Annotated in this window: 13 protein-coding genes; 5 read left to right on the forward strand and 8 right to left on the reverse strand. The window is 65.2% G+C overall.

Annotation, left to right across the window (positions count from 1 at the left end; genetic code table 11):
* The first annotated feature begins 222 nt into the window (after positions 1–222).
* Together LPJ38_RS32065 and LPJ38_RS32070 are read left to right on the forward strand one after the other, a co-directional pair.
* Positions 223–537, forward strand: a complete 315-nt coding sequence (locus LPJ38_RS32065; RefSeq protein WP_145629406.1) for a hypothetical protein — start codon at positions 223–225, stop codon at positions 535–537.
* A 126-nt stretch (positions 538–663) separates the two neighbouring features.
* Positions 664–1,857 carry a CaiB/BaiF CoA transferase family protein gene (locus tag LPJ38_RS32070; protein WP_145629042.1) on the forward strand — a complete coding sequence of 398 codons (1,194 nt, stop codon included), beginning with the start codon at positions 664–666 and terminating at the stop codon, positions 1,855–1,857.
* Between the two features lie 130 nt (positions 1,858–1,987).
* Here LPJ38_RS32070 and LPJ38_RS32075 read toward each other — a convergent pair whose 3' ends face one another.
* The 7 genes from LPJ38_RS32075 to LPJ38_RS32105 form a co-directional block, all read right to left on the reverse strand.
* Positions 1,988–2,860 carry an outer membrane protein gene (locus LPJ38_RS32075; RefSeq protein WP_145629044.1) on the reverse strand — a complete coding sequence of 291 codons (873 nt, stop codon included), beginning with the start codon at positions 2,858–2,860 and terminating at the stop codon, positions 1,988–1,990.
* 155 nt (positions 2,861–3,015) lie between these two features.
* Positions 3,016–4,533, reverse strand: coding sequence for a tripartite tricarboxylate transporter permease (locus tag LPJ38_RS32080; protein ID WP_145629046.1), 1,518 nt, complete (start codon positions 4,531–4,533; stop codon positions 3,016–3,018).
* Positions 4,534–4,545: 12 nt separating this feature from the next.
* The gene (locus LPJ38_RS32085) at positions 4,546–5,088 is read right to left on the reverse strand and encodes a tripartite tricarboxylate transporter TctB family protein (protein WP_145629048.1); all 543 of its coding nucleotides are present in this window, start codon (positions 5,086–5,088) and stop codon (positions 4,546–4,548) included.
* A 189-nt stretch (positions 5,089–5,277) separates the two neighbouring features.
* The gene (locus tag LPJ38_RS32090; protein WP_404438491.1) at positions 5,278–6,258 is read right to left on the reverse strand and encodes a Bug family tripartite tricarboxylate transporter substrate binding protein; all 981 of its coding nucleotides are present in this window, start codon (positions 6,256–6,258) and stop codon (positions 5,278–5,280) included.
* A 149-nt stretch (positions 6,259–6,407) separates the two neighbouring features.
* The gene (locus tag LPJ38_RS32095; protein ID WP_145629053.1) at positions 6,408–7,205 is read right to left on the reverse strand and encodes an enoyl-CoA hydratase/isomerase family protein; all 798 of its coding nucleotides are present in this window, start codon (positions 7,203–7,205) and stop codon (positions 6,408–6,410) included.
* Positions 7,206–7,233: 28 nt separating this feature from the next.
* Positions 7,234–8,433 carry a pyridoxal-phosphate-dependent aminotransferase family protein gene (locus LPJ38_RS32100; protein ID WP_145629055.1) on the reverse strand — a complete coding sequence of 400 codons (1,200 nt, stop codon included), beginning with the start codon at positions 8,431–8,433 and terminating at the stop codon, positions 7,234–7,236.
* A gap of 141 nt (positions 8,434–8,574) precedes the next feature.
* Entirely contained in the window at positions 8,575–9,777 is a 1,203-nt protein-coding gene (locus tag LPJ38_RS32105; protein WP_167520280.1) for a pyridoxal-phosphate-dependent aminotransferase family protein, read from the reverse strand.
* A 133-nt stretch (positions 9,778–9,910) separates the two neighbouring features.
* On the opposite strand from LPJ38_RS32105, the gene LPJ38_RS32110 reads away from it, so the two are divergent.
* The 3 genes from LPJ38_RS32110 (at position 9,911) to LPJ38_RS32120 (ending at position 14,150) form a co-directional block, all read left to right on the forward strand.
* Positions 9,911–10,648: a GntR family transcriptional regulator gene (locus LPJ38_RS32110; protein ID WP_167520260.1), complete on the forward strand. Its 738-nt coding sequence runs from the start codon at positions 9,911–9,913 to the stop codon at positions 10,646–10,648.
* Positions 10,649–10,753: 105 nt separating this feature from the next.
* Positions 10,754–13,729, forward strand: coding sequence for an FAD-binding and (Fe-S)-binding domain-containing protein (locus tag LPJ38_RS32115; protein ID WP_145629061.1), 2,976 nt, complete (start codon positions 10,754–10,756; stop codon positions 13,727–13,729).
* The gene (locus LPJ38_RS32120; protein ID WP_036007469.1) at positions 13,722–14,150 is read left to right on the forward strand and encodes a GlcG/HbpS family heme-binding protein; all 429 of its coding nucleotides are present in this window, start codon (positions 13,722–13,724) and stop codon (positions 14,148–14,150) included. The genes LPJ38_RS32115 and LPJ38_RS32120 overlap by 8 nt, the downstream gene beginning before the upstream one ends.
* Positions 14,151–14,376: 226 nt before the next feature.
* Here the strand turns inward: LPJ38_RS32120 and LPJ38_RS32125 are convergent, their stop codons facing one another.
* Entirely contained in the window at positions 14,377–15,159 is a 783-nt protein-coding gene (locus LPJ38_RS32125) for an enoyl-CoA hydratase/isomerase family protein (protein WP_145629063.1), read from the reverse strand.
* Positions 15,160–15,203 lie beyond the last annotated feature (44 nt).

Raw genomic sequence — 15,203 nt, forward strand, 5'->3', positions numbered from 1 at the left:
AATCTCCGGAGCTATCGATCGCGTGATTCGAGCGAGGACGAATGATTCTAGCTTCAGAGGTAAACGTTTGGCTTAAATTTGGCACCTGTGCCTGGCACTCTTCCATAAGAGCACATTAGCCATCACATCCAGTAGTCATACGGGCCGAGCGATTCCGTAGTCATACGGGGCCGGACACGGAACGCGAGGTTCAGCCTGCGCGATGATATCGGGAGGAGAATGATGAAACTTGGCTTCCTCTCAGCCGGTCTCCTCGGGATCCTCGCGGCGGTCGTCGGGCAGGATCGTCTGTCCATCGGAGAACAGTTCGTCATGAGCGGGAAAGCCAAAGCAGACGACCGCGGCAAGGACAGCGGCGAGGCGGGCCGTGCGCCCTCCATGCCGATGGCGCGCGATCCCTCCGTTGCGGTGGCGGAAGAGTACGAAGCCGCACGTCGGACAGGAACGCGGGAGGCGTTCGAGCTGTTCATCGCGCGCCACGGCGACGCCCCGCTGGCCGAGCAGGCGCGCGCGGAACTGAAGCGCCTGTCGCGCTGATCCCTTCATGGCGCAGACCGCGCCAGCCATGGCATTTCGACAGGCGGCATCCGCGCCGGCCCAGACTTGTCGCATGGTCTATCGGCACTATGGTAGGCCCGCAATTCGTCCCGGAGCCTTTTCACGATGCCCTTTCCGCATGCCTCGGAAGCCCTGTCGCGCTTCACCGTGCTCGATCTGACCCGCGTCCGCTCCGGGCCCACCTGCGTGCGGCAGCTCGCGGACTGGGGCGCCAATGTGATCAAGATCGACGCGCTGACCGAGGATGCCGGCGGCGAGCAGCCGGGCGGGCCGCGACGGGGGTCCGACTTCCAGAATTTGCACCGCAACAAGCGGGCGATGACGCTGAACCTGAAAGACGAACGCGGGCTCGCGGTGTTCAAGCGCCTCGCCGCCAAGGCCGATGTCGTGGTCGAGAATTTCCGGCCCGACGTGAAGAAGAAGCTCGGAATCGACTACGACAGCCTCGCTGCGATCAACCCGCGCATCGTCTATGGCAGCATCTCCGGTTTCGGCCAGGACGGTCCCTATCACAAGCGGCCCGGCTTCGATCAGATCGCGCAAGGCATGGGCGGGCTGATGTCGATCACCGGCGCACCGGGCCAAGGCCCGATGCGGGTGGGCATTCCCGTCGCCGACCTCACCGCCGGCCTGTTCTGCGCCATGGGCATTCTCACCGCGCTGCTCGAGCGCGAGGTCTCGGGCAAGGGCCAATGGGTGCAGACCTCGCTGCTCCAGGCCCAGATCTTCATGCTCGACTTCCAGGCCGCGCGCTGGCTGATGGAGAAGGAGGTCGCCAAGCAAGCCGGCAACAACCACCCGACCAGCATCCCGACCGGCGTGTTCAGGACCTCGGACGGCTACATCAACATCGCCACCACGGGCGGGCGGATCTGGGAGCGCTGTGCGCAGGCGATCGGCGCCCCGGAGCTCTATGCCCATCCCGACTACGCGACGGCCCCTGCCCGCTCCAAGAACCGCGACGCGCTCAATGCCGAGATCGAGAAGCGCACGGTGACGAAGTCGACCGAAACCTGGGTCCGGGAGCTCAACGAGGCCGGGGTACCCTGCGGGCCGATCTACACCATCGACCAGATGTTCGAGGACGCGCAGGTCAGGCATCTCGGCATCGCGCAGGACGTGCCGAGCGACGATGACCGCCACATCCGCCTGGTCGGCCAGCCCGTCACATTGTCCCGCACGCCGAGCCGGATGGTGGCGCGGCCGCCGGAATTCGGCGAGCAGACCGACGAGGTGCTGAGGGAGTTCGGCCTCAGTGCGGACGAGATCGCGACGCTCCGGGACGCCAAGGTGGTGTGAGCGCCTCGCTCGACGTCGCGAAGGAAGAGGACCGCGACCCGACGTGCGAGTTGACCCCGGCGGGCCAAATCGGAAACGACAAAGCCCGGCGCGAGCCGGGCTTTGCTTCTCGTTGACGCCTTTGTTGTTCTCAGTACTTCGCGACGATCGGGCCGCCGAACTGGTAATTGATGCCGGCGCGCAGGATGTGGTCGGTGAAGCGCGATGAGACGTTGGCACTGACAGTGGAGAGCGGCGCCAAGGTGAACGGACCGGACGAGAAGCGGCCGAGATCCATGTAGAGATATTCGAGCTTGGCGCTCCAGTTCTGCGTGATCTTGCCTTCGACACCCACGCCGAGGGTCCAGCCGGCGCGCGTCGTCGAGTTCGTGCCGATCGATGCGATGGCTACGCCAGCTGGGGTGAAGCCGGTCATGGTGCCCGTGGTCTTGATCTCGCCGAAGGCCAGACCGCCGGTGCCGTAGAACAAGACTTTCGGGGTCGCCAGGATGCCGACGCGACCACGGAGGGTGCCGAACCACTGGAGGTGCTGATCGACCGTCAGAACCGTGTTCGTCGCGGCGCCGGCCGGAAGGAAGGTCAGGCCGGGAAGACAGGGTCCGGCGATCGGGAAGACGGCGCTGCCGGCGCAGACAAAGGCGGAGCTGCCCCTCTCACCCGACCATTGCAGGTCGCCCTCGATGCCATAGACCCAGTTGGCATTCTGCCAGTTGTAGCCCGCCTGGGCACCCGCGACCCCGCCGTTCATGTCGAACGAACCACTGCTGATGGAGCCGGCCGGAGGTGCGATGGGGAGGCCAGTGGCCGAATTGAAATAGGAAACGTCGGTGCGCGAACGGCCCCAGCTGTAACCCCCGTTGGCGCCGACGTAGAAGCCGGTCCAGCTCCAGACCGGATCGGCGATTGGCGCCTTCACATAAGGCCTTGCCGCGATATCGGCAGCCAGCGCACCCGTCGCGAACAGCGACATTGCCGCCGCCATCCCAATCACAATCCGCTTCATGGACGTTCCCCTTCCGCACAATTTCGTGATGAAAATATACGCGGAGAGTCGTCGGAGGGCTGTGCCGGGCGCGCAACAATCGGAAACAATCGGGGCGTGTACCGCCTAGGACTACGGCGACATCCCTTATGCAACTGAAATATCTAGGGTTTTCCCTAGCTCTGCGCCACCTTGGCCCGCTGCGTCAATCCGACACGGGCGAGCAGTCCGTCGATCACCGGCCAGAACAGCAGCAAGATCGCCAGCGTGGTGATCGAGCCGACCAGCCCGTTCGACCAGAACACCTTCAGGTTGCCGCCAGAGCCGATCATCGACAGGCGGAAGGCATCTTCGGCGCGGTTGCCGAGCACCAGCGCCAGGGTAAACGGCGCCAAGGGAATGCCGATCTTCTTGAAGACATAGCCGACGATTCCGAAGCCCAGCATCAGCCAGATGTCGAAGATCGCATTCTGGATCGCATAGGCGCCGATCGCACAGGAGACCACGATCATCGGCGCCACCGCCGCAAAGGGCACGCGCAGGATCGAGGCGAAGATCGGCACCGTCGTCAGCACCAGGACGAGGCCGACGACGTTGCCGAGATACATCGAGGCGATCAGGCCCCAGACGAAGTCCTTGTGCTCGACGAACAGCAGCGGCCCCGGGTTGAGGCCCCACACCATCAGGCCGCCGAGCAGGATCGCGGCAGTGCCGGAGCCGGGAATGCCGAGCGCCAGCATCGGCAGCAAGGCCGAGGTGCCGGAGGCATGCGCCGCCGTCTCGGGCGCGAACACGCCTTCGATGCGGCCCTTGCCGAAGCCCTCGGGCTCCTTGGCGAAGCGCTTTGCCAGATTGTAGCCCATGAAGGAGGCCGCGATCGCGCCGCCCGGCGTGATGCCGAGCCAGCAGCCGATGAAGGAGGAGCGCAGCAGCGTCACCCAATATTTCGGCAGGTCCCGCCACACGCCGAGCACGACACGAAGCGAGATGCTCGCCGCATGTCCGCGCAGCGCCAGCCGCTCCTCCATCGTGAGCAGGATCTCGCTGATGCCGAACAGGCCGATGACGGCGACCAGGAAGTTGATGCCGCGGAGCAGCTCGGCCGAGCCGAAAGTCATGCGCAGATTGCCCGACACCGTATCCATGCCGACGCCGGCGAGCAGCAGGCCCAGCGACATCGAGATGACAGTCTTGTGCTTGGCCTCGCGGCCGAGGCCGACGAAGGAGCAGAAGGTCAAAAGATAGACCGCGAAGAACTCGGGCGGGCCGAACTTCAAGGCAAAGGAGGAGATCATCGGCGCGAGGAAGGTGATCAGCATCACCGCGACCAGCGAGCCGATGAAGGAGGAGGTGAACGCCGCGGTCAGCGCCTCCGCCGCCCTACCCTGCTGCGCCATCGGATAACCGTCGAATGTGGTCGCGACCGACCATGCCTCGCCGGGGATGTTGAACAGGATCGAGGTGATCGCGCCGCCGAACAGCGCGCCCCAATAGATGCAGGACAGCATCACGATTGCCGAGGTCGGATCCATCGTGAAGGTGAGGGGCAGCAGGATCGCAACGCCGTTGGGCCCGCCGAGGCCCGGCAGCACGCCGACGAAGATGCCGAGCACCAGCCCGACCATCATCAGCACGAGCGTCTTCCACGTCAGCAGGACGGCGAAACCGTGAAGCAGGAGACCGAGAGCTTCCATCGCGGATCCGTCCTAGCGACCGAAGGCCGCTTCGAGCGGCCCTTTCGGCATGATGACGTCGAAGGCGACATCGAAGGTGACAAACATGACCGCTGTGAACACGAAGGCTGTGAGCAGCGACTTCCACAGCGCGATCTTGCCGACGAAGCGCATGAAGCCAGAGATCAGCAGGAAGCTCGCGACATAGAGGCCGAGGAACTGCATCGCCAGGCAGAACAGCAGCGTCGGCACGAACACCGCCATCACGCGGCGGGCTTGTGCGCGCGTGACGAAAGTCTCGCGCGCCGCGCGATGTGCAGCGAACGCGGCAATCAAGCCGTACAGGCTGCCGCCGCCGAGGATGACGGAGAGGTAGAACGGGAAATAGCCGGGCTCGGGCCCGGTCGCATCCCAGGCCGCGCCGGTGCGCCAATTGTCGTAGCCGAGCGTGACGGCGAGGGCCAGCAGCAGCAGGCAGACAAGTATCTCGATCGTGCCGGAGGAGACGACGGAGGGCGAGTCGTCTTCGGGCGCGGTCGGGTCGTCGACGACGATTTCAAGATCGGTTTGGGACATGAGTAACGCTGTGGCCAATCCACTCTCCCGCTTGCGGGGAGAGGGTTAGGGTGAGGGAGCTCCACGAGGAAGGTGAGAGTCAGACTCGCGGAGAGTCCCCCTCACCCGGATTGCGCTGGACGGTGCTTCGCATCGCCAGGTGCAATCCAGACCTCTCCCCGCACGCGGGGAGAGGCGAAGAACAGCAGACTACTTCGCGACGAAGCCGGCTTCCGTCATCAGCGACTTGTTGATGGCGTCGTCCTCCTCGAGGAATTTCACCATGTCCTTGCCGGTGAGGAAGATCGGCTTCAACGCCTGTTTCTCCATGTACTCCTTGTACTCGGCGGTCTGCGTCACCTTGTGGAAGAGATCGACATAGAACGCCTGCTGCTCAGGCGTGACCTTGCCGGGCAGGAACATCGCGCGCAGCATCAGATACTGGACGTCGACGCCCTCCTCCTTGCAGGTGGGGATGTCGGCCCAGGACTGCGTTTCCGTCACCTTGGTGGTGTAGGCGATGCGCTCCTTGTCGAACACGCAGAGCGGACGCACCTGGCCGGCGCGCCAGACTTCGAGATTTTCGGACGGGTTGTTGACGTTGGCTTCGGTGTGGTTGCCGACCAGCTGGGTCGCGGCTTCGCCACCGGACTTGTAGGGCAGATAGGAGAATTTCGCGCCGGTCTTCTGCTCCAGGAAGACGGTCAGCACGTGGTCCTCGCGCTTGGAGCCGGTGCCGCCCATCTTGAACGGCGAGCTTGCAGCCTTCGCGGCCGCGACGAACTCCTTTACCGTCTTGGGGCCTGCACTGTTGTCCCACAGCACGAACTGGTCGAGTGCGATCACCGAAACGGGGGTCAGCTCGCGCCAGTTGAACGGGATCTTCGCCGACAGCGGCAGCATGTAGATCAGCGAATAGGCGATCAGCACCTTGTTCGGATCGCCCTCGCTCGACTTCATGTACATCAGCGCTTCCGCGCCCGATGCGCCACCCTTGAGCGAGACGACCACCGGCTGCTTCATCAGATTGTTCTTCTGGATCGCGGCCTGCATCATCCGCGCCATCTGGTCGGATGCGCCGCCTGCGCCCGCGGCCACCACGATCTCGACGGGCTTTGCCGGTTCCCAGCCGGCAAGCGCCGGCGTGCTCAACAACAGCGCCGTCGCAGCGCCGACGGCTTTCACTGGAATTCGCACGAGTTTCGTCCCCTGATGTTTTTTGAGTTGTAGGTGCGGAAAATTCTATCCCTGCATAGTGCGGACTAATCCTGACGAGTTCAAGCAGACGAGCAAATCAACGCATATGACTTTCGACTGACGAAGCCGAAGGCCCGTGAGACTTACCTGCCCTTCCAGTTCGGCGTGCGCTTGTTGAGGAAGGCATCCATGCCCTCGCGGAAATCTTCGCTCATATAGGCCTTCAGGATCAGGTCCTCGCCCTCTTCGCGCGACAGCGTGCGACGAATGCGGCGCACCGCTTCCTTGGTCGCTTCCAGCGTGAGCGGCGCGTGGCTGGCGACGAGCTTTGCGGTCTCGTCGGCGCGGCGTTGCAGCGTCTCGACGTCAGGCACGATCTCGTTGAGGAGGCCGAGCGCGAGCGCTTCCGGCGCCTCGACGAGGCGCGCCTTGAAGATCATATCCTTGGTGCGGGCGGGACCGACCAGCGCGACGACGCGGCTGATGTTCGACATCGACAGGCAGTTGCCGAGCGTGCGCGCGATCGGAAAGCCCATCCGCGTCGTCTCGGTGCCGATGCGCAGGTCGCAACAGGCCGCGATGCCGGCACCGCCGCCGGTGCAGGCGCCGGCAATGGCCGCGATCACGGGCACGCGACACTGCTCAAGCGTGCCGAGTACGCGGTCGATGCGGGCCTCATAGTCGAGCGCATCCTGCGCGCTCTTGAAGGCGCGGAACTGCGAGATGTCGGTGCCCGAGGCGAACGCCTTGTCGCCGGCGCCGGTCAGGATCAGCGCCTTGATCGAGCGATCGGCGTTGATCTCCTGGCAGATCTCCGCCATGCGGTCATACATGGCGAAGGTCATTGCGTTGCGCGCTTGCGGGCGGTTGAAGGTGATGCGCGCGATGCCCTCCTGGACGGAGTAGAGCAGGTCTTCGTTCGTCGTCGCAGGTAGGTTCATCGCGCGCTCACTTTTTCTTCCAATTAGTTCAGGCCACTTGAGCCTGGGCCATCGGCACCGCGTCGCGGCCCTTCAGGACGTCCATGGCCGCCAAAACGCCGCCGCTCCGGTGCGGGATCTTGGCGAGATCGAGACCCATCTCGACGCCGGCGAGCGTGCCCATCAGCATCAGATCGTTGAAATGGCCGATATGGCCGATGCGGAACACCTTGCCCTTGACCTTGTTCAGGCCGGTGCCGAGCGACATGTCGAAGTTTTCGAGCACCACCTTGCGGAAGGCGTCGGCGTCGTGACCGTCAGGCACGCGCACGCCGGTCAGCGCCGGCGAATGCGCGGCAGGATCGGCACATTGCGTCTCCAGGCCCCAGACCTTGACCGCGGCGCGCGTCGCGGCGCTGTGGCGCTTGTGCCGGGACCAGACGTTCTCCAGCCCCTCCTCTTCCAGCATCTTCACGGCTTCGCGCAGGCCGTAGAGCAAATTGGTGGCGGGCGTGTAGGGGAAGGTGCCGAGCTTGTTGAAGCTGATGACCTCCTGCCAGTCCCAGTAGGAGCGCATGCCGGGGTTGGCTTTCGCCACATTGAGCGCCTTCTCCGAGACAGCGTTGAAGCCGAGACCGGGCGGCAGCATCAGGCCTTTCTGGGAGCCTGCGACGGAGACGTCGATGCCCCAGGCGTCGTGCTCGTATTCCATCGAGCCGAGACCGGAGATGGTGTCGACCATCAAGAGCGCCGGATGCTTGACGCGGTCGAGCAGCTTGCGCACCTCCAGCGGCGGGGTCACGCAGCCGGTCGAGGTCTCGTTATGGACGACGCAGACCGCCTTGATCGCATGCTGCTTGTCGGCGGCGAGGTGCTTCTCGATCTCGGCGAGGTCGGCGCCGTGCCGCCAGTCGCTCGGGATGAAGTCGACGTCGAGCTTGAACTTGTCGGCGATGCCGCGCCACAGCACGGCGAACTGGCCCGTCTCGCACATCAGGACCTTGTCGCCGGGCGCGAACACGTTGACCATCGCCGCTTCCCAGGCGCCGGTGCCGGACGAGGGGAAGATGATTACCGGCTGCTTGGTGCGGAACACGCGCTGCATCGCGGCGAGGACCGCGAAACCGAGCTCGGCGAATTCAGGACCACGATGGTCCAGCGTCGGCATGTCCATCGCCCGCAGCACGCGGTCGGGCACATTGGTCGGTCCTGGAATCTGTAGGAAATGCCTTCCAGTATGCACGGTCATCGGCGTCCTTCCCGGTCTCATCTTGGTTTGGTGGGCGCCGAATAGCACCATTTGACCGGCTTGTCCCCTCTCGAAAGGCTCCGTCCGTGCATGGCGGACCGGCCTGCCTTCGCCTGCCATCCCGTCCATCGCGACCATCCCTTACGTGCCGACGATCTTCAGATGCGGCGAGGCATTGCCCTGCGGGCGCTGCTCCAGCAGCTTCATCGCGACGTCGACCCCGCCGGCGCGGTGCGGCACGCCGGCGACCGACAGGCCCATCTCGACGCCCGTGAGGGCGCCGAGCAGCGTGAGCGCGTTGCATTCGCCGAGATGGCCGATGCGGAAGACTTTTCCCGCGACCTTCGACAGGCCCGAGCCGAGCGACATGTTGTAATTGTCGAGCACCACTTTCCGGAACTGGTCGGCGTCATGCCCCGGCGGCATCAGCACCGCGGTGAGCACCGGAGAATACTCGGCCGGCTCCTGGCACAGGATCTCCAGGCCCCAATGGTTGACGGCGGCCCGGGTCGCGGCCGCGAGCCGCTCATGCCTTGCGAAGACGTTGTCGAGCCCCTCCTCCAGCAGCATCGCGATCGCCTCGCGCAGGCCGTAGAGCAGATTGGTCGCGGGCGTATAGGGGAAGAAGCCCTTGGCGTTGGGCTTGAGCATCTCCTCCCAGTCGAAATAGGAGCGCGGCATCCTGTTGGTCTTGGACGCCGCCAGCGCCTTCTCCGAGATCGCATTGAAGCCGAGACCGGGCGGCAGCATGAAACCCTTCTGCGAGCAGCTGACGCTGACGTCGACCTTCCATTCGTCGTGGCGGTAGTCGACCGAGCCGAGCGAGGAGATGGTGTCGACCATCAGCAGCGCGGGATGATCCGCGCGATCGATCGCGGCGCGGATCTCTGCGATGCGGCTGGTCGCGCCGGTCGAGGTCTCGTTATGCACGACCATCACGGCCTTGATGGCGTGCGCGGTGTCGGCGGCGAGCCTGGCCTCGATCACGGCCGGATCGGCGCCGCGGCGCCAATCGCCCGGAACGAAATCGACCTCGATGCCGAAGCGGCCGGCCATCTGCCGCCACATCGTAGCGAAATGGCCGGTCTCGACCATCAGCACCTTGTCGCCCGGCGAGAGCGTATTGACGATGGCGGCCTCCCAGGCCCCCGTCCCGGAGGAGGGGAAGATCACGACCGGGGCTTTGGTCTGGAAGATCTTCTGGCTGCCTTCGAGCACGGTACGGCCGAGCTCGCCGAATTCGGCGCTGCGGTGGTCGATGACGGGCATGTCCATGGCCCGCAGGACGCGCTCGGGGATCGGGCTCGGACCCGGAATCTGGAGGAAATGACGTCCCTGATGCATGAAGCCCTCCCAGTCGAAGTTCTGACCGGCTTTTGGAGTGCTATTTTGCATTCATTTTTTGTCCTTTCAATCGAAATTTGGTATTCGATTGTCATCGTCGACGCGACCAGACGGGCAAATTACTGTGCTGCAAATGAAATCCACGATTCCCGACAGCGGGGTTCCGATCGCCTCGCCCGCCGCAAATGGCCGCGACCGCCAGGACGCCTCGCTGCATGGTGAGATCCTGCTGCGGCTGCGCGACTACGTGGTCGAGGGCAACATCCCGGAAGGCGCCCGCGTTCCCGAGCGACAGCTGTGTGAGATGCTCGGCATTTCCCGCACGCCGCTGCGCGAAGCGCTCAAGGTCCTGGCCGCCGAGGGCCTGATCGAGCTATTGCCCAACCGCGGCGCGCGCGTGCGCCAGCTCAGCCAGCACGACCTCGAGGAGCTGTTCGATGTGATGGCCGGACTGGAGAGCCTGGCCGGGCGCCTCGCCTGTGAAGCCATTACGGATGCGGAAATCACCGCGATCGAGCAGCTGCATTACGAGATGTACGGCCATTACCTGCATCGCGACATGCACGGCTACTTCCTGGCCAACCAGCGCATCCACGAGAGCATCGTTGCGGCCGCCCGCAACGAGACCCTGAAGACGGCCTATGCCAATTTCGCCGGCCGGATCCGCCGCGTCCGCTACTCCGCCAATTTCGCCCGCAAGCGGCAGCGCTGGGCCGAGGCGATGCGCGAGCACGAGGCCATCCTCGATGCGCTGCGCCGCCGGGCCGCAAGCGAGCTCAGCGACATCCTGTTCCAGCACCTGCGCAACAAGCGCGCAGCTGCGATCGAGCACCTCGCCGAGCCCGAAGCGGGCGCGCCAGCCACGCCATGAGGCGCCCGGCTAGCTCATTTTGAATTCAGAATATAATCGACCACGAACCGCTATGAATAACACGGCAAGGCTGGACCAGCTCGCTGGATCGGTCCGGGATCAAGGATGACAAACGCCTCCTCGCTCGAACGGCGCCTGCGCGCGGAAACGACCGGCGACGTCCTGTTCGACGGCTTCAGCCGCGGCCGCTACGCCACCGACGCCTCGTTCTACCAGATCATGCCGGCCGGCGTGGTGGTCCCCAAGACCATGGACGAGGCCTTGCGGGCGCTGGCGATCGCCCGCGACGAGGGACTGAAGGTCACCCCCCGCGGCGGCGGTACCTCGCAATGCGGCCAAACCGTCAATGACGGACTCGTGGTCGATCTCTCCAAGCACCTCAACCGGATTCTGTCGCTCGACGTCGAGAACCGGACCTGCGTCGTCGAGCCCGGCATCGTGCTTGATGACCTCAACCGCCAGCTTAGGAAGCACGGCCTGTGGTTCCCGGTGGACGTCTCCACGGCCTCGCGCGCCACCATCGGCGGCATGGCCGGCAACAATTCCTGCGGCGGCCGCAGCCTGCGCTACGGCACCATGCGCGACAACACGCTGTCGATGGAAGCGGCGCTCGCCGACGGCACGCTGAGCCGCTTCGGCGAGGTCTCGCGCGATCTGTCCGATATCGAGGCCGGCGACAGTGCGCGCGCCCTGTTCCGCGACATGCTCGATCTCGGCGCGCGCGAGGCCGAGGAGATCGCCGCGCGCTTTCCAAAGGTGCAGCGCCGCGTCGGCGGCTACAATCTCGATGCTCTGGTGCCGCGCAATGCGCCGAACAACATGGCGCATCTGCTCGTCGGCTCCGAGGGCACGTTGGCCTTCACCACCAAGGTCGAGCTGAAGCTCTGGCCTGTCATCCGGAACAAGGCGCTCGGCGTCTGCCATTTCGGCAGCTTCTACGAGGCGATGGATGCGGCCCAGCATCTGGTCAAGCTGAAGCCGATCGCGGTCGAGCTGGTCGACCGCACCATGATCGCGCTCGGCCGCGACATCGCGATGTTCAGGCCGATCATCTCCGCCGCGATCAAGGGCGATCCGGATGCGGTTCTGGTGGTCGAGTTCGCCGAGGAAGACCAGGCGGACAACCTGACGCGGCTCAAGCAGCTCGGCGAGCTCATGAGCGATCTCGGCTTCGGCTGGAATAACGACACGCGCAAATGGGGCGGCGTGGTCGAGATCACCGAGCCGGCGCTGCAGAGCGGTATCGCCGATTTCCGCGCCGCCGGGCTCAACGTCATGATGTCGATGAAGCAGGAGGGCAAGCCGGTCTCCTTCGTCGAGGACTGCGCCGTGCCACTGCCCCACCTCGCCGACTACACCGCGCGGCTGAACGAGGTGTTTGCCAAACACGGCACCAGCGGCACGATGTATGCGCACGCCTCCGAGGGCTGCCTGCATGTGCGGCCGGTTCTGAACCTCAAGCTGGAGAAGGACGTCAAGGCGATGCGCGCGATCGCCGAAGAGGCGTTTGCGCTGGTGCGCGACTACAAAGGCTCGCATTCCGGCGAGCACGGCGACGGGTTGGTGCGCTCCGAATTTCACGCGACGATGTTCGGCGAGCGCCTCGTCGCCGATTTCAAGGAGGTAAAGCAGCGCTTCGATCCCGCCGGCGTGCTCAATCCCGGCAAGATCGTCGATGCGCCCAGGATGGACGACCGCTCGCTGTTCCGCTTCAAGCCGGACTATCGCGTCGGCGAGCTGAAGACAAAACTCGACTGGTCCGCTTATCCCGGTGCCGGCGGCGGTTTCCAGGGCGCGGTCGAGATGTGCAACAACAACGGCGCCTGTCGCAAGCTCGAAGGCGGCGTGATGTGCCCGTCCTACCGTGCCACGCGCAACGAGAAGGACGTCACGCGCGGCCGCGCCAACACGCTGCGCCTCGCCATCTCCGGCCAGCTCGGCCCCGACGCGCTGTCATCCGGCGAGATGATGGAGACGCTCAAGCTCTGCGTCTCCTGCAAGGCCTGCCGCCACGAGTGCCCGACCGGCGTCGACATGGCCAAGATGAAGATCGAGGTGCTCGCCGCGCGCGTCGGCTCTCACGGCCTGACGCTGCGCGACCGGCTGGTCGGCTATCTCCCGCGCTATGCCGACCTCGCGGCGCGCTTTGCACCGATCGCGAACGTACGCAACCACAGCCCGCTGCTGCGAAAGCTGTTCGAGCGCTTTGCCGGCATCAGTGCGCGGCGCGCCCTTCCCGCCTTCCGCCGCGACGTGTTCGTGCCTCCGGCTGACAGCGTCGGCTCCGAGACAGGACGCGAGATCGTTCTATTTGCCGATACGTTCAATCGCATCTATGAGCGCGAGAACCTCGAGGCCGCGTTGCGCGTGCTCGTGGCGGGCGGCTATCGCGTGCATCTGCCGAAGCCCGCGAGCGGCGGCCGTCCGCTCTGCTGCGGTCGCACATTCCTTTCGGCCGGTCTCGTCGATGAAGCCAGGGCGGAGCTCGACCGGCTGGTAATCGCCTTCGCGCCCTACGCCGCCCGCGGCGTGCCGATCGTGGGCCTGGAGCCGAGCTGCCTCTTGACGCTGCGTGACGAGCTTGCCTCGCTGCGCAAGGACAATGACGCCAAGGCGGTCGGCGCCCACGCGCTGACCTTCGAGGAATTTCTGGTGCGCGAGGCCGAGGCCGGCCGGCTGCAACTGCCGCTCGGCACCGTCGCCGACAAGGCGATCGTGCACGGCCATTGCCACCAAAAGTCCTTCGGTGCATTCAAGCCGGTGGAGCAGGTGCTGCGGCTCGTGCCGGGCCTGAAGGTCGAGACCATCGAGTCCAGCTGCTGCGGCATGGCCGGCGCGTTCGGCTATGGTGCCGACACTTACGATGCCTCGATCGAGATGGCCGAACTGTCGCTGCTGCCGGCCGTGCGGCGCGCGGAGCAGACGACGCTGGTCGTCGCCGACGGCACCTCGTGCCGGCACCAGATCCACGACGGCGCCCAGCGTGAAGCGCTTCACGTCGCCCGGGTGCTGGCGATGAGCCTCGATCGCTCCGAAACCAATTCCACTTCTCCAGCTGCAAAGGAAACCAGCCATGGCTGATCTCACCCTCGACACCGCCCGCAAGATCCTCGACGCCGCCTTCGCGAAGGCCGGCGAGCTCAAGCTGAAGCCGCTTGTCGTCACCATCCTCGACGCGCGGGGCGTGCTCAAGCTCGCGGCCGCGCAGGACGGCACCAGCCTGATGCGCGCCGAGATCGCGCACGGCAAGGCCTATGGCGCGCTCGCCATGGGGATGGGCTCGCGCGCCCTGTTCCAGCGCGCGCAGGAGCAGGCCTATTTCATCGATGCCGTAAACACGATTGCCAAGGGCGCGCTGGTGCCGGTGCCCGGCGGCGTGCTGATCATGGACGGCACGACGCTGCTCGGCGCCGTCGGCGTCTCCGGCGACACCTCCGACAATGACGAAGCCTGCGCGGTCGCGGGGATCCAGGCAGCGGGACTGAAGGCCAACGCGGGGTGAGATTGAAATTCCGGGGCGCGCCGCCTTGGCGCGAGGCGGGACGACGGTGAAGGGAGCTGGTAAACCACGCTCTCGTGCCCCGGACGCAGCGCAGCGCCTCTTCGGCGGTGCGCTGCAGAGCCGGGGCCCATCTACCGAATGCCCCGTCCCGCCTCTGGGTCCCGGCTCTGCGCAGCAACGCTGACGCGTTGCAGCGCGTCCGGGACACGACATCGAGCTGGCCCGCTCACCTTCCCGTCCAGACCGGCTTCCTCTTCTCGCTGAACGCCTTCAGGCCTTCCTTGGCGTCCTCGGTCATCGCCAGCAGCGCGATCTGGCTCTCGGTGTAGGCAATGCTTTCGTCGAACGACATCGCGGCAATCGCGCGCATGGCGTATTTGCCGCGGCGGATCGCGGTCGGTGATTTGTCGACAATGCGGCCGATCAACCAGTCGACCTTGGCGTCGAGCTCGGCCGTGGGCACGACGTAGTTGAGCAGGCCCGCGGCCTGCGCGGCCCTGGCGTCGAACGGCTCGCCGGTGAGCGCCCATTCGTTGACGAGGCGGGGCGGCGCGATGCGCTGGAGCAGGCTCAGCACCTGCATCGGGAACACGCCGACCTTCACCTCCGGCAGGCCGAAGACGACATGGTCGGCCGCAACTGCCATGTCGGTCATGCACAGAAGGCCCATGCCGCCGGCCATACAGACGCCGCCGACCCGCGCAATCGAAGGCTTGGTGGAGTTCTGTGACAAACGTAACAGATCGGCATAGTCGACATTTGGTTTGGAATGATCCATCGCGAAAGCCGCGCCGGAATTCTGTAAGTCGGCGCCCGCGCAGAACGCCTTGTCGCCCGCGCCCGTCAGCACGATGACGCGGACGTCCTTGTCGTCATGCGCGTCGCGATAGCCTTTGGTGATGCCGGCGATGACATCGCCGTTGAGTGCGTTGCGTTTCTCCGGCCGGTTGATGGTGATCCAGAATGCCTGCCCACGTTTCTCGGTGATGACGGCTGTGGTGTCGCTCATGGCACGCTCGCTTCCTTCGCTTCCGCTTTGCCGTCATTTGCGGC

Source organism: Bradyrhizobium daqingense, assembly GCF_021044685.1.
In the GTDB taxonomy this organism is placed as follows: domain Bacteria; phylum Pseudomonadota; class Alphaproteobacteria; order Rhizobiales; family Xanthobacteraceae; genus Bradyrhizobium; species Bradyrhizobium daqingense.